This is a genomic window from Duganella sp. AC917, from assembly GCF_979258245.1.
On record NZ_OZ409848.1, the window covers coordinates 403640 to 428189 of the forward strand.

Here is a 24550-nt window from a genome sequence, read left to right on the forward strand (position 1 = left end):
GCCGCAATAACAAATATACGGAGTTTCACATGGCACAAATCGAAGTTAAAGTTCCTCAATTGTCGGAATCGGTCGCAGAAGCAACCATGCTGACGTGGCATAAAAAAGTCGGCGACGCGGTCGCGCGCGACGAAAACCTGATCGATATCGAAACCGACAAGGTCGTTTTGGAACTGCCAGCGCCTGCAGCCGGCGTGCTGATCAAGATCATCAAGGGTGACGGTAGCACCGTGGTTGCCGACGAACTGATCGCCGTGATCGACACCGACGCCGCAGCAGCAGCCGCCGCGCCTGTCGCCGCCGCAGCGCCAGCACCAGCCGCCGCTCCTGCCGCCGCAGCCGCTCCTGCCGCCGCAGCCGCTCCTGCCGCCGCCACCGGTGGCAGCAAAGGCGATGTCGCCATGCCTGCAGCCGCCAAGATCCTGTCCGAAAAAGGCCTGAGCGCTGGCGATGTCGCCGGTTCGGGCAAAGACGGCCGCGTGACCAAGGGCGACGCCCTGGGCGCTTCCGCTCCAGCCGCCACCCCGGCCATCGCGCCGCTGGCCGCAGCCGCCGCCAAGCCGGCCCTGCAGCAAATCGCTTCGCCGTCCATCGCCAGCCTGGGCGAGCGTCCGGAAGAGCGCGTGCCGATGAGCCGTCTGCGCGCCCGTATCGCCGAGCGTCTGCTGCAATCGCAATCGACCAACGCCATCCTGACCACGTTCAACGAAGTGAACATGGCGCCAGTGATGGAACTGCGCAACAAGTACAAGGACAAGTTCGAGAAAGAGCACGGCGTCAAGCTGGGCTTCATGTCGTTCTTCGTCAAGGCCGCCGTCGCCGCCCTGAAAAAGTACCCGATCATCAACGCCTCGGTTGACGGCAACGACATCATCTACCACGGCTACTTCGACATCGGTATCGCTGTCGGTTCGCCACGCGGCCTGGTGGTGCCTATCCTGCGCAATGCCGACCAGATGTCGATCGCCGACATCGAAAAGAAAATCGGCGAATTCGGCGCCAAGGCCAAAGAAGGCAAACTGACGCTGGACGACCTGACCGGCGGCACGTTCTCGATCTCGAACGGCGGCACCTTCGGCTCCATGCTGTCGACCCCGATCATCAACCCGCCACAGTCGGCGATCCTGGGCGTGCACGCGACCAAGGACCGCGCCGTGGTTGAAAACGGCCAGATCGTGATCCGCCCGATGAACTACCTGGCGATGTCCTACGACCACCGCATCATCGACGGCCGTGAAGCCGTCCTGGGCCTGGTCGCCATGAAAGAAGCGCTGGAAGATCCCGCACGTCTGCTGCTGGATCTGTAAGCCACCGCCTTCGATACGCCAGTCGCACCCCGGAACCGCCTGGTTCCGGGGAACTCAGAGGACACTCAATGAGCGTTGCTGAAGAAATCAAGCGTTTGCACGAACTGCATCAAGCCGGGGCCCTGACGGACGCGGAATTCGCCGCCGCCAAGGCCCGTCTGCTCGATGCCGAGCCCTACAAGCCGGGCGACAATATCGGCGACGATATCACCCGCCTGCGCCGCTCGCGCACCGACCGCTGGCTGGGCGGCGTCTGCGGCGGCCTCGGCCGCGTCTCCGGCATCGAGCCGTGGATCTGGCGCCTGTTGTTTGTGATGTTCGTGCTGACCTTTGGTTTCGGCCTGGCGATCTACATTCTGTTATGGATTTTCGTTCCAGACGAAGAACTGATTGGAAAATAAAAAATGAGTAAACAATTTGACGTAGTAGTCATCGGCGCCGGTCCCGGCGGTTATATCGCCGCCATCCGCGCCGCACAACTGGGTTTCTCCGTCGCTTGCGTCGACGCATGGGAAAATGAAAAAGGCGGTCCCGCACCAGGCGGCACCTGCACCAACGTCGGTTGCATCCCGTCCAAAGCGCTGCTGCAATCGTCGGAGCACTTCGAGCACGCCGGCCACGCGTTCAAGGACCACGGCATCGATGTCGCCGGCCTGTCGCTGAACCTGCCGCAAATGCTCAAGCGCAAGGACACCGTCGTCAAGCAAAACAACGACGGCATCCTGTTCCTGTTCAAGAAAAACAAGGTCACCTTCTTCCACGGCCGCGCTTCGTTCGCCGGCGCCGCCACCGCCGAAGGCTACCCGCTGACGATCTCGGCGCCTGCCAACGAGACCATCAACGCCAAGCAAGTCATTATCGCCACCGGTTCCAACGCCCGCGAACTGCCGGGCGCACCGTTCGACGAGCAACTGATTCTGTCGAACACCGGCGCGCTGGCGATCCAGGGCGTTCCAGCCAAGCTGGGCGTGATCGGCGCCGGCGTGATCGGCCTGGAAATGGGCTCCGTATGGCGCCGTCTGGGTTCGGAAGTGACCGTGCTCGAAGGCCTGCCAGTGTTCCTGGGCGCGGTCGATGAGCAGATCGCCAAGGAAGCCGGCAAGCTGTTCGCCAAGCAAGGCTTGTCGATCAACCTGGGCTGCAAGATCGGCGCCATCACCAAGGGCGACAACAATGTCACCGTGGTGTACGAGAACGCCAAGGGCGAGTCGGTCACTTCGGTGTTCGACAAACTGATCATCTCGATCGGCCGCACCCCGAACACCAACGGCCTGGCCGCCGACAAAGTCGGCCTGTCGCTGGACGAGCGCGGCTTCGTGGCGGTCGACGACGACTGCAAAACCAATCTGCCTGGCGTATGGGCGATCGGCGACGTGGTGCGCGGCCCGATGCTGGCGCACAAGGCCGAAGAAGAGGGCGTTGCCGTTGCCGAGCGCATGGCCGGCCAGCATGGTCACACCAACTTCAACACGATTCCTTGGGTCATCTACACCTCGCCGGAAATCGCGTGGGTCGGTCAGACCGAGCAGCAACTGAAGGCCGCCGGCGTCGCTTACAAGGCAGGCACCTTCCCGTTCCTGGCGAACGGCCGCGCACGCGCGCTGGGCGACACCTCGGGCATGGTCAAGTTCCTGGCCGATGCGACCAGCGACGAAATCCTCGGCGTGCACATCATCGGACCGATGGCCTCCGAGCTGATCTCGGAAGCGGTTGTGGCGATGGAGTTCAAGGCTTCGGCCGAGGACATCGCACGCATCTGCCATGCGCACCCGTCGCTGTCGGAAGCGACCAAGGAAGCGGCGCTGGCAATTGACAAGCGTACGTTGAACTTCTAAGCAGTAGCGACAGGCGGACTGCGGGCGGACTGCGGTTCGCCCGTTTTTGTTTGCGCCGCCCATATAGAATCGAACACATGAACGTCGAAGAGTTTTATCAGCAAGCGCTGGAACAGCGCAATTTCAAGGCCGACGCAGCCCAGCGCCGCGCCGTCGATCGTCTGCAACTATGCTACGACGAATGGGTCGCGTACAAGGGCCAGCGCTCGAGCACGTTCAAGCGCCTGATCAACCGTCCGGACGTGCCCAAGGGCGTCTACATGTGGGGCGGGGTGGGGCGTGGCAAGTCGTTCCTGATGGACAGCTTCTATTCGGTGGTGCCGCTGGTGCGCAAGACGCGCCTGCACTTCCACGAGTTCATGCGCGGCGTGCACCGCCAGCTCGACGAGCTGACCGGCGTCGCCAATCCGCTCGACGAGGTGGCCAAGCGCATCGCCAAGAAATACCGTTTGATCTGCTTCGACGAATTCCACATCTCCGACGTGGCCGACGCGATGATCATGTACAACCTGTTGAAGGCGCTGTTCGACAACGGCGTGTCCTTCATCATGACGTCGAACTACGATCCGAAACTGCTGTACCCGGACGGGCTGCACCGCGACCGCATCCTGCCGACCATCGAGCTGCTGTACCAAAAGCTCGATGTGATGAACATCGACGCCGGCATCGACTATCGCGGCCGCGCGCTCGAACAGGTCGATTCCTACTACACGCCGATCAACGCCGAGACCGATCAGAAGTTGCGCGACGCGTACACCAGCATCGCCGAGACCGCCGACGAGGACCCGATCGTGCGCATCGAGGCGCGCGAGATCCGCGCCTTGCGCCGTGCCGGTTCCATCATCTGGTTCGACTTTCATACCTTGTGCGGCGGGCCGCGCTCGCAGAACGATTATCTGGAAATCGCCAGCCGCTTCCATACCGTGATATTGTCCGGGATTCCCATGATGTCGGCGTCGATGTCGTCGGAGGCGCGCCGCTTCACGTGGCTGATCGATGTGTTTTACGACCAGGGCGTGAAGCTGCTGATGTCGGCCGAGGTCGAGCCGGAAGAGTTGTACACGACCGGCACCCTGGCCAACGAATTCCACCGCACGGTGTCGCGCATTGTCGAGATGCAGTCGCGCGAATACATGGATAAAGAACAGCGGGCCGCGGCCGGTTCGCTGGCGTGATGTAAACAGGAAAGCATATGAGAGCAAGTTTGAAACCGTTGGGCGAGATGATCGCGATCGCCGTGCTGGCCGCGTTGGCGGCGGTGACCGCGCCTGCGCTGGCGCAGGAAGCCACGTCCGTGGCCCCGCCGTCGCATTCGGTCGAAGAGGCGGACGCCACCTTGGCCAAAGTGGCCAGGGACCGCGCCGCCGTCAATGCCGAGTACGCGGCCCGCGAGGCGGTGTGCAACGAAAAATTCTTTGTCAATAACTGCCTGGACGAGGCCAAGGAAAAGCGCCGCGCCGCGCTGTCCAACCTGCGCGTGCTGGAAGTGGAGGCCGAGCACTTCAAGCGCGCCGACGCGGTGGCGCGCCGCGACGCCGACCTTGCCGAGCGCGTGCGCAAGGACGAGGAAGAGCTGGCCCGGCGCGAGGCCTTGCCGCCCAAGCCGGTCAAGGATGTGGAGAGCAAGCCGGCGCCGGTGCCGGCCAAGGGCCGCCGCGTGGCCGACCGCGAGGCGGAACAGGCTGCGAAAATGAAACGCGAAGCGGCCGCGACTGCTGCCGACGCCGACAAGCGCGCCGCCAACGTGGCACGCTTCGAGCAGAAGAAGATCGACACCGAGCGGCGTCAGGCGGAAGTGAAAAAGCGGGTGGCCGAGACCGAACGCAAAGTCGCGGCCAAGGTCGCGGCCGAGAAGAAGAAAGCGGCTGCGGCGGCAGCGGCCGCCGCAGCGGCAGCCAAAAAGCAGTAACGCGCCCGGTATTACAGGCGCTCAACGGGTGAAGGCGGGGCGGGCGCGGTCAGTTTGATAATCGCCATCGTGCAATTGTCGCCTTTGCCCTGCGCGCGCTCGGCGGCCTTGGCGATCAAGCGCTCGGCGGCCTGGCGCGGCGTGTGGCGGGCCACCGCCGCCGCCAGTTCCTGATCGGCGAAACACTGCCACAAACCATCCGAGCACAGCAGAAAAGAGTCGCCCGGCCGCAAACCCTCATGCATGCCCAGCGCCACGAACGGCGCCTTGAAGCTGTTCCCCAGCACATTGCTGAGCAGCCTGGAACTGCGATGCTTGGCCGCCACCTCCGGCGGTACCTTATCGTTGCGCACCAGATGCTCGATATAGGCGCTGTCATCGCTGCGCGCCGCGCTGGTCTCGCCGCTGAAGCGATACACCCGTGTTTCGCCCACGTGCGCCCAGACGGCCTGACCGGCCGGTGTCAGCACCAATAAAGCGAGCGCGCTGTGCGGTTCCGCGCTGGCGGCGATCGGATTCATCTTGATGACGTGATGGGCCTCCAGCACTATTGCGCCGAGCAACTCCTTCAGCCTCGGAATGCTGGGCACGTCGCCGACGCGAAACTCATCGAACATATGCCTGCTGGTCAGCAGCGCCTGGTCCGAGCCGATCGGACTGTTGTTGCCGTCGGCAAGCACCGCCAGCACGTAGCCGGGCGCGTTGGGCGATGTGAACAACGCCACGCGATCGTTTTGCTGCGGCCGGTTACCGATGTGCTGGGCCGTGCCGGCTTCTATTTTATAGGCGCTCATATGGTAGACACTGTATCCTGACCGGCGGCTGAGCGGCGATATTGATCATTCTGTTGGCGGCTGGGCCGCCGTAGATTAAACTATGCACCGTGTCGCAGTTTGTTTGCAATACGTGTGTTGTTTCAGCGAAACTTTTTGTTTGAGTAGAGACCTAGAAATATGACTGATGTACAAGATATCCAGCGTCGTCTGATCGAACTCGACGTCGAACACCGCGATCTGGACGCGGTGATCGACATGCTCACGCTGGACGGACACCACGATCAGCTGCAACTGCGTCGTCTGAAAAAGCGCAAGCTGCAGCTGAAAGACCATATCACCCTGCTGAAAATGCAATTAGTGCCAGACGTCCCGGCTTGAACGTCCCGGCTCCAGCCTCCGCCTCAACTAAGTATATTTTGACCGAACACCTTCCAACGCCTGCCGACCCGCACGCGCCGGTTCCCGCCGACGCCACTCCCGCCGTCGTCGGCGCGACCCCAGACCTGCCCCCCGGCAAATACGATGCCGAGGTCGAACGCCTGTTCGGCGCCGGCGGACCGTTGGGGCCGGCTGTTGGCGACTTCAAGCCGCGCCGCTCGCAGACCGAAATGGCGAAGGCGGTCGCGGCCGCGATCTCCAGCCAGACCACGTTGATCGCCGAGGCCGGCACGGGTACGGGCAAGACCTTCGCCTATCTGGTGCCGGCGCTGCTGTGGGGCGGCAAGACCATCGTCTCCACCGGGACGAAAAACTTGCAGGACCAGCTGTTTCTGCGCGATATTCCGACCGTGCGCGCCGCGTTGCAGGCGCCGGTGTCGGTCGCGCTGCTCAAGGGCCGCTCGAACTACGTCTGCCATTACCACCTGGAGCGTACCCTGCAGAACGGCCGCATGACCTCGCGCGACGACGTCGGCCACCTGCGCGAGATCTCGCGATTCCTCAAAATGACCAGTTCCGGCGACAAGGCCGAGCTGGCGCGCGTGCCGGAAAACGCGCTGATCTGGAACCTGGTGACCTCGACCCGCGACAATTGCATGGGCGCCGAGTGCCAGTATTACCAGGATTGTTTCGTCATGAAGGCGCGCAAGGAAGCGCAGCAGGCCGACGTGGTCGTGGTCAACCACCACCTGTTCTTTGCCGACGTCGCCCTCAAGGATTCCGGCATCGCCGAGCTGCTGCCGTCGGCCAATACCATCATTTTCGATGAGGCGCACCAGCTGCCGGACACCGCCACCTTGTTCTTCGGCGATACCTTTTCGACCTCGCAAATCCTGGAATTGTGCCGCGACGTGCTGGCCGAAGGCTTGTCGAACGCGCGCGACGGCGCCGATTGGGGCAAGGTCGTCACTGTGGTGGAGAAGGCAGCGCGCGACCTCAGGTTGACATTCCCGCAAGATATCGTGCGGCTGTCGTTGCCGCAAATCGCGCCATCGAGCGAGTTTTTCCCGGCCTTGCAAACGTTGAAGGACGAACTGGACGGCATGCTGGCCGTGCTCGAGACCCAGGCCGCCCGCGCCGAAACGCTGGAACAATGCCGCCAGCGCGGCATCGAACTGGCGCAGAAATTATCATCCTGGAAATTCGATCCGAAGGCGCGCGTCGAAAAAGGCGAGGAAGCGGTGTTCTGGGTCGAGGCCTACGCGTCCTCTTTACAGCTGCACAAAACGCCTTTGTCGATCGCGCCTATCTTCAACGGCCAGCGCGAAGGCGTGCCGCGCAGCTGGATTTTCACGTCCGCGACGTTGGCTGTGAAGAATGATTTCAGCCATTTTTCCGAGCAAATGGGCTTGACGGACGAACCGTCGAAGACCTGGCCGAGCCCGTTTAATTACGCGGAGCAGGGTCTTTTATATGTACCGCAAGGTTTGCCGGACCCCAATTCCATCGGTTACACCGACGCGGTGCTGGACCTGGCGATGCCGGTGATCGAGGCCGCAGGCGGGAAAACTTTCCTTCTTTGCACGACTTTGCGCGCCGTGAAGCGTGCCGCCGAGCGTCTGCGCGATGAGTTCGAAAAGCGCGGTTTGCCGTATCCGCTGTTTATTCAGGGGGACCGGGGACGCACCGAGTTGCTGGACCAGTTCCGCAAGGCGGGTAATGGCGTGCTGATCGGCAGCCAGAGTTTCTGGGAAGGCGTCGACGTGCGCGGCGACGCGCTGTCGTTGGTGATCATCGACAAACTGCCGTTCGCGCCGCCGGACGATCCGGTGCTGGCCGCGCGCATCGAGGTCATGGAAAAGCAGGGCAAAAACGGTTTCATGCATCACACATTGCCGGAAGCGATCATCAACCTGAAGCAGGGCGCCGGCCGCCTGATCCGCGATGAAGGCGATCGCGGCGTGCTGATGTTGTGCGATCCGCGCGTCATTTCCAAGCCATACGGCAAACGGATCTGGCAGAGTTTGCCGTCCTTCAAACGCACCCGCGAGCAGGCCGACGCGGTCGCGTTCTTCCAAAACAAGAATACCGAAGAGTAACTTCCGGTATTTTTTCTCCAGCCACACGGCGATCATCTCAGTTTTCGTAGGGCGGATTAGCGCATCGCGCGTCATCCGCCGGGCTCTGTCGGCGGCTCATGGCGGACTACGCGCTGCGCGCTAGTCCGCCCTACGGCTGGCGTCTGTTCGGCCCAATGACCCTTTTCCCTTGATTCATGCCAAATTCTGGTGCGTTCTCGCTAATATTTGGCTTCCAGAGCGCAAACGTCTATCGTCGGGTTCCATATCCGGATCCGAAGGACCCGCACCGCTTGCATATCGCACCCATTTGCGGTGGCGCAAAGTGGCTGTTGAGTGGATTGTTAGAGTTGGTTAAGCGCTGTTCCCCTAAGGAGCAGGATGGGAGGAGGCCATGACTATCCGCCACGGCTGTTTTTTCAGCTATGCACACGGTCAGCATGCATACATGAGCAAGTTCAAAAACGATTTGATCGAGGCTCTGAAATGTTATCTGGAACCCCACTTCGACAACGAAAACGAATTGTTCGTCGACAGTGAGCAACTCGGCGGCGGCGACGACCTGGACGAGAAAATTGCGCGCGCGATGTGTGAAAGCGTTTGCATGATTGTCATTTATACACCGAAGTACGAAGCCCATGCCTACACCCGGCGTGAGTTTGCAGCGATGCAATTAATTGAAGCCGAGCGCAAGAAATGGTACACGCTGCCCAGCCACCTGATCATCCCGGTCATCATGACGCGGCATCCGTTAAGCCTGCCGCCGCAGATCTCTGGTCCGGGCATGTATGTCGATTTTTCGCGGTACACGCTGGCAAGCGGCGACCTCAAGACGAATCCGGATTTTCTGCCGGATATCGAAAAGATCGTGTTGCGCATCGCCGAGCACTACCACCATCTGAAACACTGCACGCCGCCCGAGCATGACTGTGGTTGTTTTGTCATGCCGGACATTCCGCCCGAGTGGCGCGCCATTCCTCCTCCCCACTTCCCTCGCTAAAGGTTTGTTATGGAAACCACATCATTGTCTTTGCCACCGCTGACATCCAACGGTGAAGTGATTACTTTCTATTCATACAAGGGTGGGACGGGGCGCACGATGGCTTTGTCCAATCTGGCGGTATTGCTTGCAAGGCAGCAAAACGCCACGACCCCGGTCTTGATGATCGATTGGGACATGGAAGCGCCCGGCCTGCATCATTACTTTGACCAGGGCGAGGAGCGACCGGGCGTGCTGGAGTTGTTCGACGCTTGCCGCGACCAACTGCATCGGCGCCGCAAAGGCGCCGACGTGCTCGACGACGAGGAGCTGGCGCACGAAGTGCTGGCCGCCGTGGGATGGGAACAGTACGTCAGCCGGGTCGACCAGAGCAGCCAGCTGTACCTGATGCGCGCCGGCCGCTTCGATGAAAGCTATGGCGAGCGGCTTGCGAACATGCGCTGGGACGAGCTGTTCGACCGATGCCCGGCGCTGTTCCGTTGTTTCGCCGACAAGCTGGCGCGCCACTTCCGTTACGTGCTGGTCGATTCGCGCACCGGCCGTACGGACACGGCCGGCATCTGCACCACCTTGCTGCCACGCAAACTGGTGGTGGTGTTCACGCCCAACCGGCAGAGTCTGGAAGGCGTGCAGGCGCTGGTCACCCGCGCCACCGCGTACCGGCGCAGCCATGAGGACGAACAACGGCCGCTGGTGGTCTATCCGCTGCCGTCGCGCATCGAAATGGGCGACAGCACGCAGCGCTCGCAATGGCGGCGCGGCGATCCCGAACAGCATATAGCCGGCTACCAACCCATTTTCGAGCGCCTGATGCGCGATTGCTACGGCATGCAGCAGTTGTCGCTGGACAGCTATTTCGACGAAGTGCAACTCCAACAGACGCGCACCTTTGCCTACGGCGAGCAGCTGGCCGTGCGCATGGACCAGGGCGGCGACCGCTTTTCGCTCACGCGCACCTTCGAGGCCTTCCTCGACTGGCTCGGTCCCGGCTATTTCCCGTGGCAGTCCAGCCGCGAGATCCATCTGCTGTCGGCCATCGAGGAGGCGCGCCAGGCGCTGGGCGAGGGGGGCGGACGCGCCTTGTCGCAACCGCTGGCGCGGGACCTCAACCTGTTGGGCGAGCTGTACCGCCGCGATGGCAAGCTGCGCCAGGCGCTGGCCTGTCTCGAGGAAAGCCTGACGCTGCGACAGCGCAGCATGGGCGAGGACCATGTCGATACGCTGGTGAGTAAAAGCAACCTGGCCGGCGTGCTGCGCCAGCAGGGGCGCCTGGACGAGGCGCAGTTCCTGGAAGAGTGCGTGGTCGAGGCGCGCGAACGTCTGCTGGGCGCGGAGCACCTCGACACCCTGGCCGCGCGCGGCAATCTTGCCGCCACCCTGGCCGAGCAGGGCAAGGGCGCCGAGGCGCTGGGCATCCAGGACGGCGTGCTCGACGCCTACCTGCGCATGCTCGGCTCGGAACATCTGCTGACGCTGTCCTGCAAGGCGGCCCGGGCCGGCCTGTTGTTCCGGCGCGGCGACCTCGACCAGGCAAGGCGCGAGCAGGAGCAGGTGCTGGCCAAGCGCAAGCGCTTGCTGGGCGCCGAGCACGCCGACACCCTGCGCAGCAAGACCGTGCTGGCCTGCACTTTGCTGGCGCAGAACGAGCAGGAGGCGGCGCGCGCGCTGTTCGACAAGGTGTTGCAGGCGCAGCTGCGCCGGCTGGGACCGGATCACGCGGACACCCGCCGGACCATGGAATTGCTCGACCACGCGCAACCGGGCCGCTACGGCGACGAACCGGGCAACGAAGCCGGCCGCGATTCCGGCGGGCTGACGGGCGGGCCACCGGGCGATTTCGCGCCGGTGCGCGAATTGCACCAGGACGCTGCCATGGACGATTACGACGAGACGCTGGGGCTGGCGCCACATCCGCGTGCGGCCATGTCCGTCACCAACCCGCGCCCGCGCGCCAGCGACGACCTGCTGACGCTCGACGAGCAGCTCGCCAGTGGCCGGCCAACGTCGCGTTAGCGCAAATTTATCGGGTTCCGGCGGTCGGCGCGCGCAGTGCGGGCGTTGCTTCAGGTAAAATCTCTGTATGAGAATCCTGATCAGTAATGACGACGGTTACCTTGCGCCGGGCATCAACGCCCTGGCCGCCGCGCTGGCGCCGATCGCCGACATTGTCGTCGTGGCGCCGGACAGCAACCGCTCCGGCTCGTCCAATTCGCTGTCGCTGGACCGGCCGCTGTCGGTGCAGCGCGCCGCCAACGGTTTCTATTTTGTCAACGGCACGCCGACCGATTGCGTGCACGTGGCGCTGACCGGCGTGCTCGACTACCGGCCCGACCTGGTCGTCTCCGGCATCAACAACGGCCCCAACATGGGCGACGACACGCTGTATTCAGGCACCGTGGCGGCCGCCACCGAGGCCTATCTGTTCGGCATCCCCTCCATCGCCTTTTCCCAAGGCGCGTTCGGCTGGGAACACATCGATGACGCCGCCCGTCACGCGCGCGACATCATCGAGCGCTATTATCAAACGCTGCCGCATCCGTATCTGCTCAACGTCAACATTCCCAACCGGCCGTATGCGCAACTGACCGAGGTGGTCGCCACCCGGCTGGGCAAGCGCCATCAGTCGGAACCGGTGATACGCTCGCAAGACCCGCGCGGCAAGGAAATTTTCTGGATCGGTCCGCCCGGCGCGACCAGGGAGGCCGGCGAGGGCACCGACTTTTTTGCCCTCGCCAACGGCCGCACCTCGATCACGCCGCTGCAGGTCGATCTGACCCATAAAACGCAACTCGCGGCACTGGAAAAGGGCCTGGCATGAGCGACAAACCCCGGACCTTTCCGCTGCCGCTGTCGTCGGTAGTGGACAAGGGCGCCAAGAAGACCACCTTGTTCGCGCCGGTCGCCACACCGCAGACGGCGACCCAGAACGCGGCGCGCCACGTGCCGCCGCAGCACGGTTATCCGGTACCGCGCCCGGTGGCGGTGCCGTCGAAGGCCCACAGTTATGCGATGGAGCGGGCCCAGCCGGTTGTGGCGCCGGCCCCGCGCCAGAACCCGCTGGTGTCGGACGCGGTGCGCCGCGCCATGGTGCAGCGGGTGGCCAAGCAGGGCGTCAAGGACAACGTCGTGCTTGGCGCGCTGGAAAGCGTGCCGCGCCATATGTTCATGGAGGAGGCGCTGGCCTCCCAAGCCTATATCGACGCCTCGCTGCCGATCGGCCACCAGCAAACCATCTCCCAGCCCTATATCGTCGCCCGCATGATCGAGGTCATGCGCAACGGCGGCCAGCTCAAACGGGTGCTCGAGATCGGCACCGGCTGCGGCTATCAGGCGGCAGTGTTGTCAAGAGTGGCGCAAGAGGTTTATTCTATCGAGCGCATCAAGCCGCTGCATGAGCTCGCCAAGCACAATTTGCGGCCTCTGCGTGTGCCGAATCTACGGTTGCATTACGGAGATGGTATGCTTGGCCTGCCGCAAGCGGCGCCGTTTGATGGCATTATCCTGGCTGCGGCCGGTTTGGAGGTGCCGCAAGCCTTGCTCGAACAACTGGCCATCGGTGGCCGGCTGGTGGCGCCGGTCGGCGCCCGCGCGCAGCGACTGGAACTGATTACACGCATCGGCAAGAAGGAATGGACCAGCGAAACGCTGGAAGATTGCCATTTCGTGCCGTTGCGTCCGGGCACGGTGTGATCGTGCACCGGGCCGCATTGCGCTCGTACGCATCAAACTGAAATTTAAGATGAGAATGACAACTAAAAGTAATGTGCTCGTATTGAGCTTGGTGCTTGCTTTCCTGAGCGCCTGCAGCACCACCCCGAACCAGGCCCCGGTGATCGACCGTCCGGTGTCGACCCCGCCAGTAAAATCCGCTACGCCAAGCGAAACGGCGCAAGTGTCGCGCGACGAGCGCGGCCTGTACACGGTGAAAAAAGGCGATACGCTGATCCGCATCGCGCTTGAATACGGTCAGAATTACCGCGATCTGGTGGCGTGGAACAATCTGGCCAACCCGAACGACATCAAGGTCGACCAGGTGTTGCGCGTGCTGCCGCCGGACGCCGCCGGTAACGGCAACGGCGTGGAGACCGCCGCCATCGTTATGCCGCCAAGCGACAAGACGCCGCCGCCTGCGCCCGTCGTCAAGAAGACCGGTCCGAAAGGCGAGAAGCGGCCGTACACCGACGCCACCCTGGCCGAGTTGCAACGCCCCGACAATGGCAAGGATGTCGCCGCCGGCGGCGCGCCGGCCCCTGCCACGCCGGCAGCCCCGGCTGCGCCAGCGGTCCGTCCGCCGGCCGCGCCTGCGGCCCCGGCAGCCGGCGCCGCCGCAGCCGACGATGAAAAACTGAGCTGGATGTGGCCGTCCGAGGGCAAAGTTGTCGCCACCTTCGACGAGGGCAAGAACAAGGGCGTCGATATCGCCGGCAAGGCCGGCCAGCATGTCGTGGCGGCCGGTGCCGGAAAAGTCATGTATGCCGGTAGCGGCATCCGTGGTTATGGTAATCTCGTCATTGTGAAGCACAGTAATAGCTTGTTGTCGGCCTACGCCCATAACCGCGCCATCGTGGTCAAGGAAGGCCAGAGCGTGACCAAGGGACAAATGATTGCCGAGATGGGCGATTCGGACGCCGACTCCGTCAAGCTGCACTTTGAAATCAGGCAGCAGGGCAAGCCGGTGGACCCGTCCAAATTCCTGCCTAACCGCTAGCTGAGCCATGAAACATACGCCGCACGACCCAATGGATGACGACTCGGCCCCGGAAGATTTCCAGGACGAGTCAAACGATGATGTAGTCATCGACGCCATGGACGGTGCGGACGGCGCGGAAGAGGGCGGACACCTGCCCGAGGCGCCGGCGGTGCTCGAAGTCGACGAATTGAAAAAGGTGCTGGCGGCCGAGCTGTCGACCGACACCACCCAGCACTACCTCAACCAGATCGGCACCCGGCCGCTGCTGACGGCGCCGCAGGAGGTGCACTACGCCACCTTGGCCAAGTCCGGCGACTTCAGCGCCCGCCAGACCATGATCGAGCACAACCTTCGGCTGGTGGTGTCGATCGCCAAGCACTACATCAATCGCGGCGTGGTGCTGCTCGACATGATCGAAGAGGGCAATATCGGCCTGATGCGCGCGATCGACAAGTTCGAGCCGGAGCGCGGCTTCCGCTTCTCGACCTACGCCACCTGGTGGATACGCCAGAGCATCGAGCGCGCCATCATGAACCAGGCGCGCACGGTGCGTTTGCCCGTGCACATGGTGCGCGAGCTCAATCAGATTCTGCGCGGCAAATATCATCTGGAAGCCCAGCACCACAACGGCAAGGACGCCACCGCCGAGGATATCGCCGAGCTGGTCGGCCGCCCGGTGGAGGAGGTGCAGGATATCCTGGCGCTGTCCGAGCACGCTACCTCGCTGGACGCGCCGCTCGACAACGATCCGCAATCGTCGCTGATGGACATGCTGCCCGGCGACAGCGATGACAGCCCCGACGCCCGCGCCGAACATCACGAAATGACGGTGTTGATGCGCGACTGGCTGACCAAGCTGCCCGACAAGCAACGCATCGTCATCATGCGCCGCTTCGGTCTCGACAACGACGATCCGGCCACCCTGGAAACCCTGGCCGAGGAAATGGGCGTCACCCGCGAGCGCGTGCGCCAGATCCAGCAGGAAGCGCTGGTCAAACTCAAACGGGCCATGGCCGCGCGCGGCGTGGTGCGCGATTCGTTGCTGTAGTCTTTGCTGTAGTTGCTGCCGCAGCCGCTGCGGACAGCCGATTCCTCCCCCTTAACGCCTTCTGCTATCATACTGGCCCCGGCACGTCCCGGCCACCGCACGCCCACGCGGCCGCGCCCGCCATTCTTTCTTTAAAATTAAATTTATGCCAGATACTATCCTCGACATCAAATCGCTCGACATGGACGCCCGTGGCGTCGGCCATTTGCAGAATGAAGACGGCTCCCAGGGCAAGGTGGTGTTTGTCGAGGGCGCGCTGCCGGGCGAGAAGGTCAGTTTTTACACCTTCAAAAAGAAGAAGAACTGGGAAATGGCGCGCATGACCGAACTGCACCACGAGTCGCCGATGCGGGTCACGCCCAAGTGCAAGCATTTCGATTACTGCGGCGGCTGCTCGATGCAGCATCTGGAGCCCACCGCGCAGGTAGCCATCAAGCAGCGCGTGCTGGAAGACAACCTGCGCCACATCGGCAAGGTCAAGCCGCTGACGGTGATGCGGCCGATGTACGGCCCGACCTGGGGCTACCGCTACCGCGCGCGGCTGTCGGTGCGCCACGTGGCCAAGAAAGGCACGGTGCTGGTCGGTTTCCACGAGAAGAAGTCGGTGTTCGTCGCCGACATCGACAGCTGCGAGATCCTGCCGCGCCACGTGTCGGACCTGCTGCTGCCGCTGCGCGCGCTGATCGGCTCGCTGTCGCTGTACGATCAGGTGCCGCAGATCGAAGTGGCCATCGGCGAGGGCGTCACCGCGCTGGTGCTGCGCATCATGGCGCCGCTGACCAAGGACGACGAGGCCAAATTGAAGGCTTTCGCCGACCTGCACCAGATCCAGTTCTGGCTGCAAACCAAGGGACCGGAGACGGCCGCACCGTTCTATCCGCTCGACGACGACCTGCATTACCTGCTGCCGGAATTCGGCATCAAGATGCCGTTCAAGCCGGTCGACTTCACGCAGGTTAACCACTACATCAACCGCGTGTTGGTCGGCAAGGCGTTGCGCCTGCTGGAAGTGCAGCCGCAAGATCGCGTGGCCGATCTGTTCTGCGGCCTGGGTAACTTCACCTTGCCGCTGGCGACGCAGGCGCGCGAGGTGGTCGGCATCGAGGGCAGCACCACGTTGTCGGAGCGGGCGCTGGACAACGCCAAGGCCAACGGCCTGTCGGACAAGACCACTTTCTATACCCGCAACCTGTTCGAGGTCACGGCCGACGATCTGATCGCGCTCGGTAAATTCGACCGCATGCTGATCGACCCGCCGCGCGACGGCGCCATGGCGCTGAGCGAGGCGCTGGTGGCGTTGAGCGGAACGCGCCCGGACCTGCTGCCGAAGCGCATCGTGTATGTGTCGTGCAGCCCGTCGACCCTGGCGCGCGACGCAGGCATCCTGGTCAACGCCGGCTATGTGCTCGACAAGGCCGGCGTGGTCAACATGTTCCCGCACACGTCGCACGTGGAATCGATGGCGGTGTTTAATCTGGCGTAATGTGCACTGATGTATCGTAATGTTTATTTTGTAATGTTATTGACTTTGCCGTAGCCGTTTGCAACACTGGACTGATTCCACATAGCATCCGGAGTTGGCATGCGCCTTCTGTCCCGTCTCATCGGCATGGCCGCTTTCTGCGGCCTGCCGCTCGCCGTTCTCGCCCAAACCACCGTCACCTCGTTTTCGCCCACCGGCACCGTCAAAGGCGTGCGCCAGGTGGTGGCGCGTTTCAGCGCGCCGATGGTGCCGCTGGGCGACATGCGCTTGACCGATCCCTTCACCGTCGACTGCGCGGAGCCGGGCAAGGGCCGCTGGATCGACGGTCAAAACTGGAGCTACGATTTCGACAGGGACTTGCCGGCCGGCGTGGCCTGCCGCTTCACGGCCAGGAACGACGTCAAGGATTTAAGTGGCAAGCCGTTGTCCGGCGAGCGCGCGTTCGCCTTCGACACCGGCGGCCCCGCCATCGTCGAATCGCTGCCGTATGAAGGCAGCAACCGCATCGACGAACAGCAGATCTTCGTGCTCGGTCTCGACGCGCCGGCCAGCGACGCCACCATCGCCGCCAACGCCTGGTGCCGCGCCGACGGCGTGCACGAAAAAATCGGGGTGCGCATCCTCGCCGGCGCCGAGCGCGAAAAAATCCTCGATTTGCGCAAGGACTTCGCCAACCGCTATCTGTCGCTGTACTTCAAGGCGCGCGGCGTGGTGTGGCGCGCGACGACGACGGTGCGCAGCAACCGCATCGAAAAGCTGCCGATCGTGGTGCTGCAATGCCAGCGTCCCTTGCCGGCGGAGGCCAACGTCGCGCTGGTGTGGGGCGCCGGCATCGCCGCCGACAGCGGCATCGTCACCGGCCAGGCGCAAACGCTGGCGTTCAAGACGCGGCCTGACTTCACCGCCAAGCTGAGTTGCGAACGGCTGGCCGTCAAGGGCGGCTGCATTCCGTTCCTGCCGCTGCGCTTGCAGTTTTCCGCGCCGGTGCGCATGGCCGATGCGCTGGCCGTCAAAGTGACGGCGCCGGGCGGCAAAGTCTTCAAGCCGAAGCTGGAAAAGGACGAAGCCAGGGCGGAGACTGTCGACTATCTGACCATCCCGGGGCCGTTCCCGGAGAACGCTAAATTGATGCTGTCGCTGCCGGCTGGGCTGAAGGACGATGCCAGCCGCGCGTTGATCAATCAGCGGCGCTTCCCGATGGCGGTGCAGACGGCCGCGCAGCCGCCGCTGGTCAAGTTCCCGGCGCGCTTCGGCATCATCGAGGCCAAGGGCGACCGCCTGCTGCCTGTCACCGTGCGCAATATCGAGGCCAACGTGGCCGGGCTTAAAACCGCCATCGAAGGCGCATCGCTGCGCGTCAACGACGCCGGCAACCAGGAGCAGCAGGACCGGCAGATCATCGATTGGCTCAAGCGCATGAGTTACAGCGGCAGCTGGCAACCGGGCGAACAGGCCGGCGAGGCGTTGTACAAGCCGCTGCTGGCCGGTGGCGCCGTGGGTGACAAATCCGCTGCGGCCACGCAGCGCTTCACCATGCCCAAGTCGGGCGGCGGCCGGGCCTTCGAGGTGGTCGGCATCCCGCTGCGCAAGCCGGGCTTCTATGTGGTCGAACTGGCCAGCCCACGGCTGGGCGCGGCCTTGTCCGGCAAGCGCGAAACGGCGTACGTCAGCTCGGCGGCGCTGGTGACCAACATGGTGGCGCACTTCAAGCGCGGCGCGCAGTCGTCGCTGGTGTGGGTGACGTCGCTCGACAAGGGCAAGCCCGTGCCGCAGGCGCAGGTGTCGGTGCGCGATTGCGCCGGCAAACAGGTGTGGCAGGGCGTCACCGACGGCGACGGCGTGGCCCGCATTGCACAGGAACTGGCGGAAAGCGCGTGCGAGCCGCGCGGCGGTTTCTTTGTCAGCGCGCGCAGCGGCGGCGACATGACGTTCACCTTGTCCGACTGGGATCGCGGCATCGAGAACTGGCGCTTCAACCTGCCGACAGAAGGAGAAGGTGCCGACAACGTCATCGCCGCCACCGTTTTCGACCGCACCTTGCTGCGCGCCGGCGAGACGGTGCACATGAAGCACTTCCTGCGCCGCCACGTGGAGCAGGGCATCGCGCTGGTTGGCGCCGGCGACGCGCCGCGCAAGCGGCGGCCAGCCTACGACACCAACCAGCTGACGGCGGAGGAGCGCAAGGCGCAGCCGTCGAGTATTTTCCTGGTCCATGAGGGCAGCGAACAGCGCTACGAGTTGCCGATTTCCTGGAGCGCCAACGCCACCGCCGCCAACGACTGGGAGATTCCGGCCGACGCCAGGCAAGGGTGGTATCAGGTGATGCTGGGCGGCCGCGTGGCCGGGCGCTTCCGCGTCGAGCAGTTCCGCGTGCCGACCATGAAAGCGCTGCTGCAAGGACCGAAAGCGCCGGCCGTGCAGGCCACGTCGGTGGATCTGGACGTGCAACTGAGCTATCTGTCCGGCGGTGGCGCCGGCGGCGCCCCGGTGCAACTGCGCACGGTGGTGCAGGACAAGCAGGTCGGCTTCGAGGACTACGAGAACTTCACCTTCAGCAGCGGCGACGTCAAGCTCGGCGTGGAACGGCAGTCGGGCGCCTTCGACGAAGACGAGGGCGTGTTCGAAGAGGGCGGCGAAGGCGCCACCGAAGGCGCCGCCACCGGCTTCAAGACGCGCAACCTGACCCTGGACAAGGCCGGCGGCACCCGCGTCACGCTCGATCAGCTGCCCGCCGTGACGGTACCGCACGAGTTGATGGCGGAGATGTCCTATCAGGATGCCAACGGCGAGACGCTGTCGGTCGCCACCCGCATTCCCCTGTGGCCGTCCAATTACGTGATCGGCATTCAGCCCGACGGCTGGGTGATGAGCAAGGACGCGCTCAAGTTCCAGGTGGTGGTGCTGGACCTGCAAGGCAAACCGGTGGCCGACGCGCCCGTATCGGTGGACTTCTTCCAGCGGCAATCGTATGCGCACCGCCGGCGTTTGATCGGCGGCTTTTACGCCTATGAGAACAGCAGCGAAGTCAAAGCCATGGGTGCCGCCTGCGAAGGCAAAACAGATGCCAAGGGACTGTTGATTTGCCAGGTCAAGGCGCCCGCCTCGGGCAATTTGATACTGCGCGCGCAAACCCGCGACGGCGGCCAGCATGTGGCCATGACCAACCGCGAAATGTGGGTGGCAGATGGCGGCGACTGGTGGTTCAGCGCCACCGACAACGACCGCATCGACCTGCTGCCGGAGAAAAAACGCTACGAGCCGGGCGACACCGCCAGCTTCCAGGTGCGCATGCCGTTCCGCGAGGCCACCGCGCTGGTGACGGTGGAGCGCGAAGGCGTAATCGATACCTATGTGCGACCGCTGACCGCCGCCGAGCCGGTGTTCACGATCCCGGTCAAGAAAGCATACGCGCCGAACGTCTACGTATCGGCGCTGGTGGTGCGCGGCCGCGTGGCCAGCGTGCAGCCGACCGCGCTGGTCGATCTGGGCAAGCCGGCGTACAAGTTGGGAATCGCGCCGTTGCGGGTGGGCTGGTCCGCCAATGAGCTGAAAGTGCAGGTGACGTCCGACAAGCAGGTCTACAAGGTGCGTGACAAGGCCAGCGTCAAGGTCAAGGTGGCGCGCGCGGATGGCTCGGCGCCACCGGCCGGCGCCGAGGTGGCATTGGCGGCGGTCGATGTCGGTCTGCTGGAGCTGATGTCCAACGCCAGCTGGGATCTGCTTGAGACGATGATGCAGCAGCGCAGCCTGCAGGTGCAGACCGCGACCGCGCAGATGCAGGTGGTCGGCAAGCGTCACTTCGGCCGCAAAGCGGTGCCGCACGGCGGAGGTGGTGGTAAGGGCGGCGGCCGGGAATTGTTCGACACGCTGCTGTTCTGGAAGGCGCGCGTGACGCTCGACGCCAACGGCGAGGCATCGGTGGAAGTGCCGATCAACGATTCGCTGACGGCTTTCCGCATCGTCGCCATCGCCAGCGCGCAGGCCGATTTGTTCGGCACCGGCCGCACGGAGGTGCGCAGCTCGCAGGATCTGATCCTGCTATCGGGCCTGCCGGCGGTGGTGCGCGAAGGTGATCGCTTCCGGGCCGGCTTCACGTTGCGCAATACGATCGATGCCGCCGTCAAGGTCACGCTGGGCGCGACCGCCGCCGGCACGGCGCTGTCGCGGCAGGATGTCGCGCTGGAAGCAGGCGAGGCGCGCGAAGTGGGCTGGGATTACCAGGTTCCGCCGGGCGCGCAATCGCTGGCTTGGGATGTCAGTGCAAGCATCGCCGGTTCAGCTGATGCGCCGGCCTCGCGCGACCGCTTGAAGGTGAAGCAAAAAGTCGTGGCGGCGGTGCCGCTGCGCACCACGCAGGCGACCTTGCTCCAGCTCGAGCGCAAGCAGAGCATCCCGGTCAAGCTGCCCGACGATGCGCTGCCGGGCCGTGGCGGCGTGCAGATGCAATTTGCGACCACCCTGGGAAGCGATATGCCTGGCGTGCGTGATTACATGAGCGCCTATCCGTACCGCTGCTTCGAGCAGGTGGCGTCGCGCGCGATCGCATTGCATGACACTGCGCAGTGGCAGTCGGCCGTGGAGACGCTGCCTGCGCATCTGGACGCGAATGGTCTGGTCAAGTATTTCGCCAGCATGCAGTCGGGTAGCGACAGCCTGACCGCGTATGTGCTGTCCGCCTCGCAGGAAGCCGGCTACGTGATTCCGCCGGAACTGAAGGCGCGCATGGAGTCCGGCCTGCTGGCTTTCGTGCAGGGTAAGGTGGTGCTGTATTCGGCCTTGCCGACGGCCGATCTGGCGGTGCGCAAGATCGCCGCGCTGGAGGCGCTGTCGCGCACCCACGGCATCAACCCGAGCGAACTCGAATCGTTCACGGTCGCGCCGAACCTGTGGCCGACATCGGCCGTCATCGACTGGTATTTGATCCTGCGCCGCTCCGACAAACTGCCGCAACGCGCACAAAGGCTGGCCGCTGCGGAGCAGATTTTGCGTTCGCGTCTGAACCTTCAGGGCACGACGATGGGCTTTTCGACCGAACGCACCGACGACTGGTGGTGGCTGATGGCGTCCGCCGACAGCAACGCCAACCGCTTGCTGCTGGCGATGGCCGACAATCCCGCCTGGCGCGACGACATGGGCCGGCTGGCGCGCGGCGCACTTGGGCGGCAACGCGCCGGACGCTGGGGCACGACGGTCGCCAACGCCTGGGGCGTGCTGGCGCTGGACCGCTTCGCGCAAAAGTTCGAGAGCCAAAAGGTGACCGGCACCGCCAGCGCAATCCTGGGCCAGGCCAGCAAGAGCATCGCCTTTGGCGGTGACGCCAGCGGCGGCAAGGCCATGCTGCCATGGCCGCGCGGTGGCAGCGGCAACCTGGAACTCGATCACGCTGGCGCCGGCAAGCCTTGGGTGACGTTGCAGACCGTGGCGGCGGTTCCGCTCAAGGCGCCGCTATCGAGCGGCTACAAGATCGCCAAGACCATCACGCCGGTCGAACAGGCGGTCAAGGGTGTCTGGTCGCGCGGCGATGTGTATCGGGTGCGGCTGGATCTGGAGGCGCAGTCGGACATGACCTGGGTGGTGGTCGACGATCCCGTTCCGGCCAGCGCCACGGTGTTAGGCTCGGGTCTGGGGCGCGATTCGGCGTTGCTGGACGCGGGCAACCGTCGTACGGGCTGGGTCGAACCGGCTTTCGAAGAGCGCACGTTCGAGGGCTTCCATTCGTTCTACCAGTTCGTACCGAAAGGGAAGTGGAGTGTCGAGTACACGGTGCGACTGAATAATGCGGGCCAGTTCAATCTGCCGCCGACCCGCGTCGAAGCGATGTATAGCCCCGAAATGTTCGGCGAGTCGCCGAATGCTCCGCTGAGGGTGAAATGAGGGTAATCATCTCGGTGGGATTGTCGCTGGCGCTGGCCGGCGCCGCCCATGCGGCCGGGCCTCAAGCCGCGCAGGCGCAGGACGTGCCGACGCCGCAGCAGGTGCGTGAAAGCTACCGCTCGTCCGAGGCGGCGCTGCTGGACCGTCATGGCGAACCGGTACAGTCGCTGCGCATCGACATGGCGGTGCGGCGGCTGCCTTGGGTGGAATTGAAAGATATCTCTCCCGCGCTGCCGGGGGCGATTTTGCAGGCCGAGGACCAGCGCTTTTATCAGCATGATGGCGTCGACTGGGGCGCCGCCGCCAAGGCCGCCTGGGACAACCTGTTTCGCAGCCGGCCGCGCGGCGCCTCGACCATCACCATGCAACTGGCCGCGCTGCTGCATCCCGACCTGCGGCCCAGCGCCAAGGGTCGCAGTTGGGGGCAGAAGTGGGACCAGACCAAGGCCGCGCGCCAGCTCGACGCCACGTGGAGCAAGCAGCAGATCATCGAGGCGTATCTGAACCTGGTCTCCTATCGCGGCGAGCTGCAAGGCGTCGGCGCCGCGTCGCGCATCCTGTTCGGCAAGGCGCCGTCGGGCCTGAACCAGTCCGAATCGGTGATACTCGCCAGCCTGCTGCGTGGGCCGTCGGCGTCGCCCAGGGTCGTCTCGCAGCGTGCCTGCGCGTTGGGGCGCGAGCTGAAAATGCCCGCGACCTGCAGCGATATCGAGCTGCGCATCCTGGTCGCGCTGGGGCGTCCGCAGCTGGCGGCCGATTTGCCGCCGGCGCCGCAGGTCGCGCAGCAGCTGCTGACCGGTGGCGGGCAGGTGATCCGCAGCACCCTGGACGGGGAACTGCAGCGGTATGCGCAGACGGTCCTGCGCCAGCAGTTGATGTCGCTGCAAGGGCGCAACGTCCACGATGGCGCCGTGGTGGTGCTCGACAACGCCAGCGGCGATATCCTCGCCTATGTCGGCAATGCCGGCGACGGCGAGGTCGATGGCGTGGCGGCGCTGCGGCAGGCCGGGTCGACGCTCAAGCCATTTTTGTACGAGCTGGCGATCGAGCGAAAATTGATCACGGCAGCCTCGCTGATGGACGATACGGCGATCGATATCTCCACGCCTTCCGGTTTGTACGTGCCGCAGAATTACGACAAGGATTTCAAGGGCTATGTCAGCGTGCGCACCAGCCTTGCCAGCTCGCTCAACGTGCCGGCGGTGCGCACGCTGGTGATGACGGGATTGGAGCGCTTCCACGAGCGTTTGCGCGACGTGGGCCTGAGCAGCTTGACCCAGTCGGCCGATTTCTACGGTTATTCGCTGGCGCTGGGCTCCGCCGAGGTGTCGCTGCTGGAGTTGAGCAATGCCTACCGCGTGCTGGCCAACGGCGGCGTGGCGGGACCGGTGCGGCTGTCGCTGGCCGCGCCCGCGTTGGCCACCGCGTCGCAGCGTGTGCTTGATCAGCGTTCCAGCTTTATTGTGAGTGACATCCTGGCCGACCGGGGCGCGCGCAGCCTCACCTTCGGCTTGAAGAACGAACTGGCGACGACTTTCTGGAGCGCCGTCAAAACCGGCACCAGCAAGGACATGCGCGACAACTGGTGCGTCGGTTATACGGACCGCTACACGGTCGGGGTCTGGGTCGGTAATTTCGACGGTCAGCCGATGTGGGATGTCTCCGGCGTGACGGGGGCGGCGCCGGTGTGGCGTGACGTTGTCGACTATTTGCATCGCGGCCGGCCGAGCGGGGCCCCGAAAGCGCCGCTCGGGGTGGCGCGCCAGCAGATCGTCTATCAGCCAGCGCTGGAGACGGCGCGGAGCGAATGGTTCCTGGCCGGGACGGAAAGTCCGGTCATCGCGCTGGTCGGCGATGGGGGCAGGGCGCCGAAGATACTTTATCCGGGCGACGCGGGGATCATCGCGCTCGACCCGGATATCCCGAAGCGTATCGAGCGGGTGTTTTTCCACGCGCAGGGTGGACGCGGACTGCGGTGGCAGCTGGACGGTGCGGCGCTGGGCGGCGCGGAAGGCGATTACGCCTGGCAGCCAGTAACTGGCCAACACGAGCTGGCGCTGGTGGACGATGAGGACAAAGTGGTCGCCAGCAGCCGATTCCAGGTACGCGGCAACGCCGAGACGATTCCTCTTCGGTCCAGCCAATAAAAAAGCCGGCGCTAGGCCGGCTTTT

The 24550-nt window shown here is 64.1% G+C and carries 17 protein-coding genes; 16 read left to right on the forward strand and 1 reads right to left on the reverse strand.

Going from position 1 to position 24550, the window contains the following annotated elements; translation table 11 throughout:
* The first annotated feature begins 29 nt into the window (after positions 1-29).
* From odhB to ACZ0BA_RS01845, 5 genes are all read left to right on the forward strand, one after another.
* Positions 30-1307 carry a 2-oxoglutarate dehydrogenase complex dihydrolipoyllysine-residue succinyltransferase gene (gene odhB, locus ACZ0BA_RS01825; protein ID WP_463449661.1) on the forward strand — a complete coding sequence of 426 codons (1278 nt, stop codon included), beginning with the start codon at positions 30-32 and terminating at the stop codon, positions 1305-1307.
* A 68-nt stretch (positions 1308-1375) separates the two neighbouring features.
* On the forward strand, positions 1376-1708 hold the full coding sequence (locus tag ACZ0BA_RS01830) for a PspC domain-containing protein (RefSeq protein WP_463449662.1): 333 nt from the start codon (positions 1376-1378) through the stop codon (positions 1706-1708).
* A gap of 3 nt (positions 1709-1711) precedes the next feature.
* Complete coding sequence (lpdA, locus tag ACZ0BA_RS01835; protein WP_463449663.1) at positions 1712-3142, forward strand: dihydrolipoyl dehydrogenase; 1431 nt, start codon at positions 1712-1714, stop codon at positions 3140-3142.
* Between the two features lie 77 nt (positions 3143-3219).
* A complete protein-coding gene (gene zapE / locus ACZ0BA_RS01840; protein ID WP_463449664.1) occupies positions 3220-4317 on the forward strand; it encodes a cell division protein ZapE in 1098 nt (365 codons plus the stop codon).
* Positions 4318-4334: 17 nt separating this feature from the next.
* Positions 4335-5051, forward strand: a complete 717-nt coding sequence (locus ACZ0BA_RS01845) for a hypothetical protein (protein ID WP_463449665.1) — start codon at positions 4335-4337, stop codon at positions 5049-5051.
* An 11-nt stretch (positions 5052-5062) separates the two neighbouring features.
* Here the strand turns inward: ACZ0BA_RS01845 and ACZ0BA_RS01850 are convergent, their stop codons facing one another.
* Positions 5063-5845 carry a PP2C family protein-serine/threonine phosphatase gene (locus tag ACZ0BA_RS01850; RefSeq protein ID WP_463449666.1) on the reverse strand — a complete coding sequence of 261 codons (783 nt, stop codon included), beginning with the start codon at positions 5843-5845 and terminating at the stop codon, positions 5063-5065.
* Between the two features lie 159 nt (positions 5846-6004).
* On the opposite strand from ACZ0BA_RS01850, the gene ACZ0BA_RS01855 reads away from it, so the two are divergent.
* From ACZ0BA_RS01855 to pbpC, 11 genes are all read left to right on the forward strand, one after another.
* Complete coding sequence (locus tag ACZ0BA_RS01855) at positions 6005-6205, forward strand: YdcH family protein (protein WP_008450659.1); 201 nt, start codon at positions 6005-6007, stop codon at positions 6203-6205.
* A gap of 38 nt (positions 6206-6243) precedes the next feature.
* Complete coding sequence (locus ACZ0BA_RS01860) at positions 6244-8304, forward strand: ATP-dependent DNA helicase (RefSeq protein WP_463449667.1); 2061 nt, start codon at positions 6244-6246, stop codon at positions 8302-8304.
* Between the two features lie 373 nt (positions 8305-8677).
* Positions 8678-9283, forward strand: coding sequence for a toll/interleukin-1 receptor domain-containing protein (locus ACZ0BA_RS01865; protein ID WP_463449668.1), 606 nt, complete (start codon positions 8678-8680; stop codon positions 9281-9283).
* A gap of 99 nt (positions 9284-9382) precedes the next feature.
* Entirely contained in the window at positions 9383-11296 is a 1914-nt protein-coding gene (locus ACZ0BA_RS01870) for a tetratricopeptide repeat protein (protein WP_463449669.1), read from the forward strand.
* A gap of 67 nt (positions 11297-11363) precedes the next feature.
* A complete protein-coding gene (gene surE / locus ACZ0BA_RS01875) occupies positions 11364-12101 on the forward strand; it encodes a 5'/3'-nucleotidase SurE (protein WP_463449670.1) in 738 nt (245 codons plus the stop codon).
* Positions 12098-12973: a protein-L-isoaspartate(D-aspartate) O-methyltransferase gene (locus ACZ0BA_RS01880; protein ID WP_463449671.1), complete on the forward strand. Its 876-nt coding sequence runs from the start codon at positions 12098-12100 to the stop codon at positions 12971-12973. The genes surE and ACZ0BA_RS01880 overlap by 4 nt, the downstream gene beginning before the upstream one ends.
* Before the next feature lie 55 nt (positions 12974-13028).
* Positions 13029-13991 (forward strand): peptidoglycan DD-metalloendopeptidase family protein, encoded by a 963-nt coding sequence (locus tag ACZ0BA_RS01885; protein WP_463449672.1) that lies wholly within the window; start codon positions 13029-13031, stop codon positions 13989-13991.
* Between the two features lie 7 nt (positions 13992-13998).
* Positions 13999-15021: an RNA polymerase sigma factor RpoS gene (rpoS, locus tag ACZ0BA_RS01890; protein ID WP_463449673.1), complete on the forward strand. Its 1023-nt coding sequence runs from the start codon at positions 13999-14001 to the stop codon at positions 15019-15021.
* 145 nt (positions 15022-15166) lie between these two features.
* Complete coding sequence (gene rlmD, locus ACZ0BA_RS01895) at positions 15167-16504, forward strand: 23S rRNA (uracil(1939)-C(5))-methyltransferase RlmD (protein WP_463449674.1); 1338 nt, start codon at positions 15167-15169, stop codon at positions 16502-16504.
* Between the two features lie 99 nt (positions 16505-16603).
* Positions 16604-22378 (forward strand): alpha-2-macroglobulin family protein, encoded by a 5775-nt coding sequence (locus ACZ0BA_RS01900; protein WP_463449675.1) that lies wholly within the window; start codon positions 16604-16606, stop codon positions 22376-22378.
* Positions 22375-24525 (forward strand): penicillin-binding protein 1C, encoded by a 2151-nt coding sequence (gene pbpC, locus ACZ0BA_RS01905; protein ID WP_463449676.1) that lies wholly within the window; start codon positions 22375-22377, stop codon positions 24523-24525. Before ACZ0BA_RS01900 ends, pbpC begins: the two co-directional genes overlap by 4 nt.
* Positions 24526-24550: the final 25 nt, after the last annotated feature.

What these genes read in the sequence shown, in the direction of transcription:
- ACZ0BA_RS01880 (WP_463449671.1), top strand. Translation starts at nt 12,098, where the DNA reads ATGAGCGACAAACCCCGGACCTTTCCGCTGCCGCTGTCGTCGGTAGTG.
- ACZ0BA_RS01850 (WP_463449666.1), bottom strand. Translation starts at nt 5,845, where the DNA reads ATGAGCGCCTATAAAATAGAAGCCGGCACGGCCCAGCACATCGGTAAC.
- lpdA (WP_463449663.1), top strand. Translation starts at nt 1,712, where the DNA reads ATGAGTAAACAATTTGACGTAGTAGTCATCGGCGCCGGTCCCGGCGGT.
- ACZ0BA_RS01870 (WP_463449669.1), top strand. Translation starts at nt 9,383, where the DNA reads ATGGCTTTGTCCAATCTGGCGGTATTGCTTGCAAGGCAGCAAAACGCC.
- ACZ0BA_RS01830 (WP_463449662.1), top strand. Translation starts at nt 1,376, where the DNA reads ATGAGCGTTGCTGAAGAAATCAAGCGTTTGCACGAACTGCATCAAGCC.
- ACZ0BA_RS01845 (WP_463449665.1), top strand. Translation starts at nt 4,335, where the DNA reads ATGAGAGCAAGTTTGAAACCGTTGGGCGAGATGATCGCGATCGCCGTG.
- pbpC (WP_463449676.1), top strand. Translation starts at nt 22,375, where the DNA reads ATGAGGGTAATCATCTCGGTGGGATTGTCGCTGGCGCTGGCCGGCGCC.
- odhB (WP_463449661.1), top strand. Translation starts at nt 30, where the DNA reads ATGGCACAAATCGAAGTTAAAGTTCCTCAATTGTCGGAATCGGTCGCA.
- ACZ0BA_RS01900 (WP_463449675.1), top strand. Translation starts at nt 16,604, where the DNA reads ATGCGCCTTCTGTCCCGTCTCATCGGCATGGCCGCTTTCTGCGGCCTG.
- ACZ0BA_RS01885 (WP_463449672.1), top strand. Translation starts at nt 13,029, where the DNA reads ATGACAACTAAAAGTAATGTGCTCGTATTGAGCTTGGTGCTTGCTTTC.
- surE (WP_463449670.1), top strand. Translation starts at nt 11,364, where the DNA reads ATGAGAATCCTGATCAGTAATGACGACGGTTACCTTGCGCCGGGCATC.
- ACZ0BA_RS01865 (WP_463449668.1), top strand. Translation starts at nt 8,678, where the DNA reads ATGACTATCCGCCACGGCTGTTTTTTCAGCTATGCACACGGTCAGCAT.
- ACZ0BA_RS01855 (WP_008450659.1), top strand. Translation starts at nt 6,005, where the DNA reads ATGACTGATGTACAAGATATCCAGCGTCGTCTGATCGAACTCGACGTC.
- rlmD (WP_463449674.1), top strand. Translation starts at nt 15,167, where the DNA reads ATGCCAGATACTATCCTCGACATCAAATCGCTCGACATGGACGCCCGT.
- zapE (WP_463449664.1), top strand. Translation starts at nt 3,220, where the DNA reads ATGAACGTCGAAGAGTTTTATCAGCAAGCGCTGGAACAGCGCAATTTC.
- rpoS (WP_463449673.1), top strand. Translation starts at nt 13,999, where the DNA reads ATGAAACATACGCCGCACGACCCAATGGATGACGACTCGGCCCCGGAA.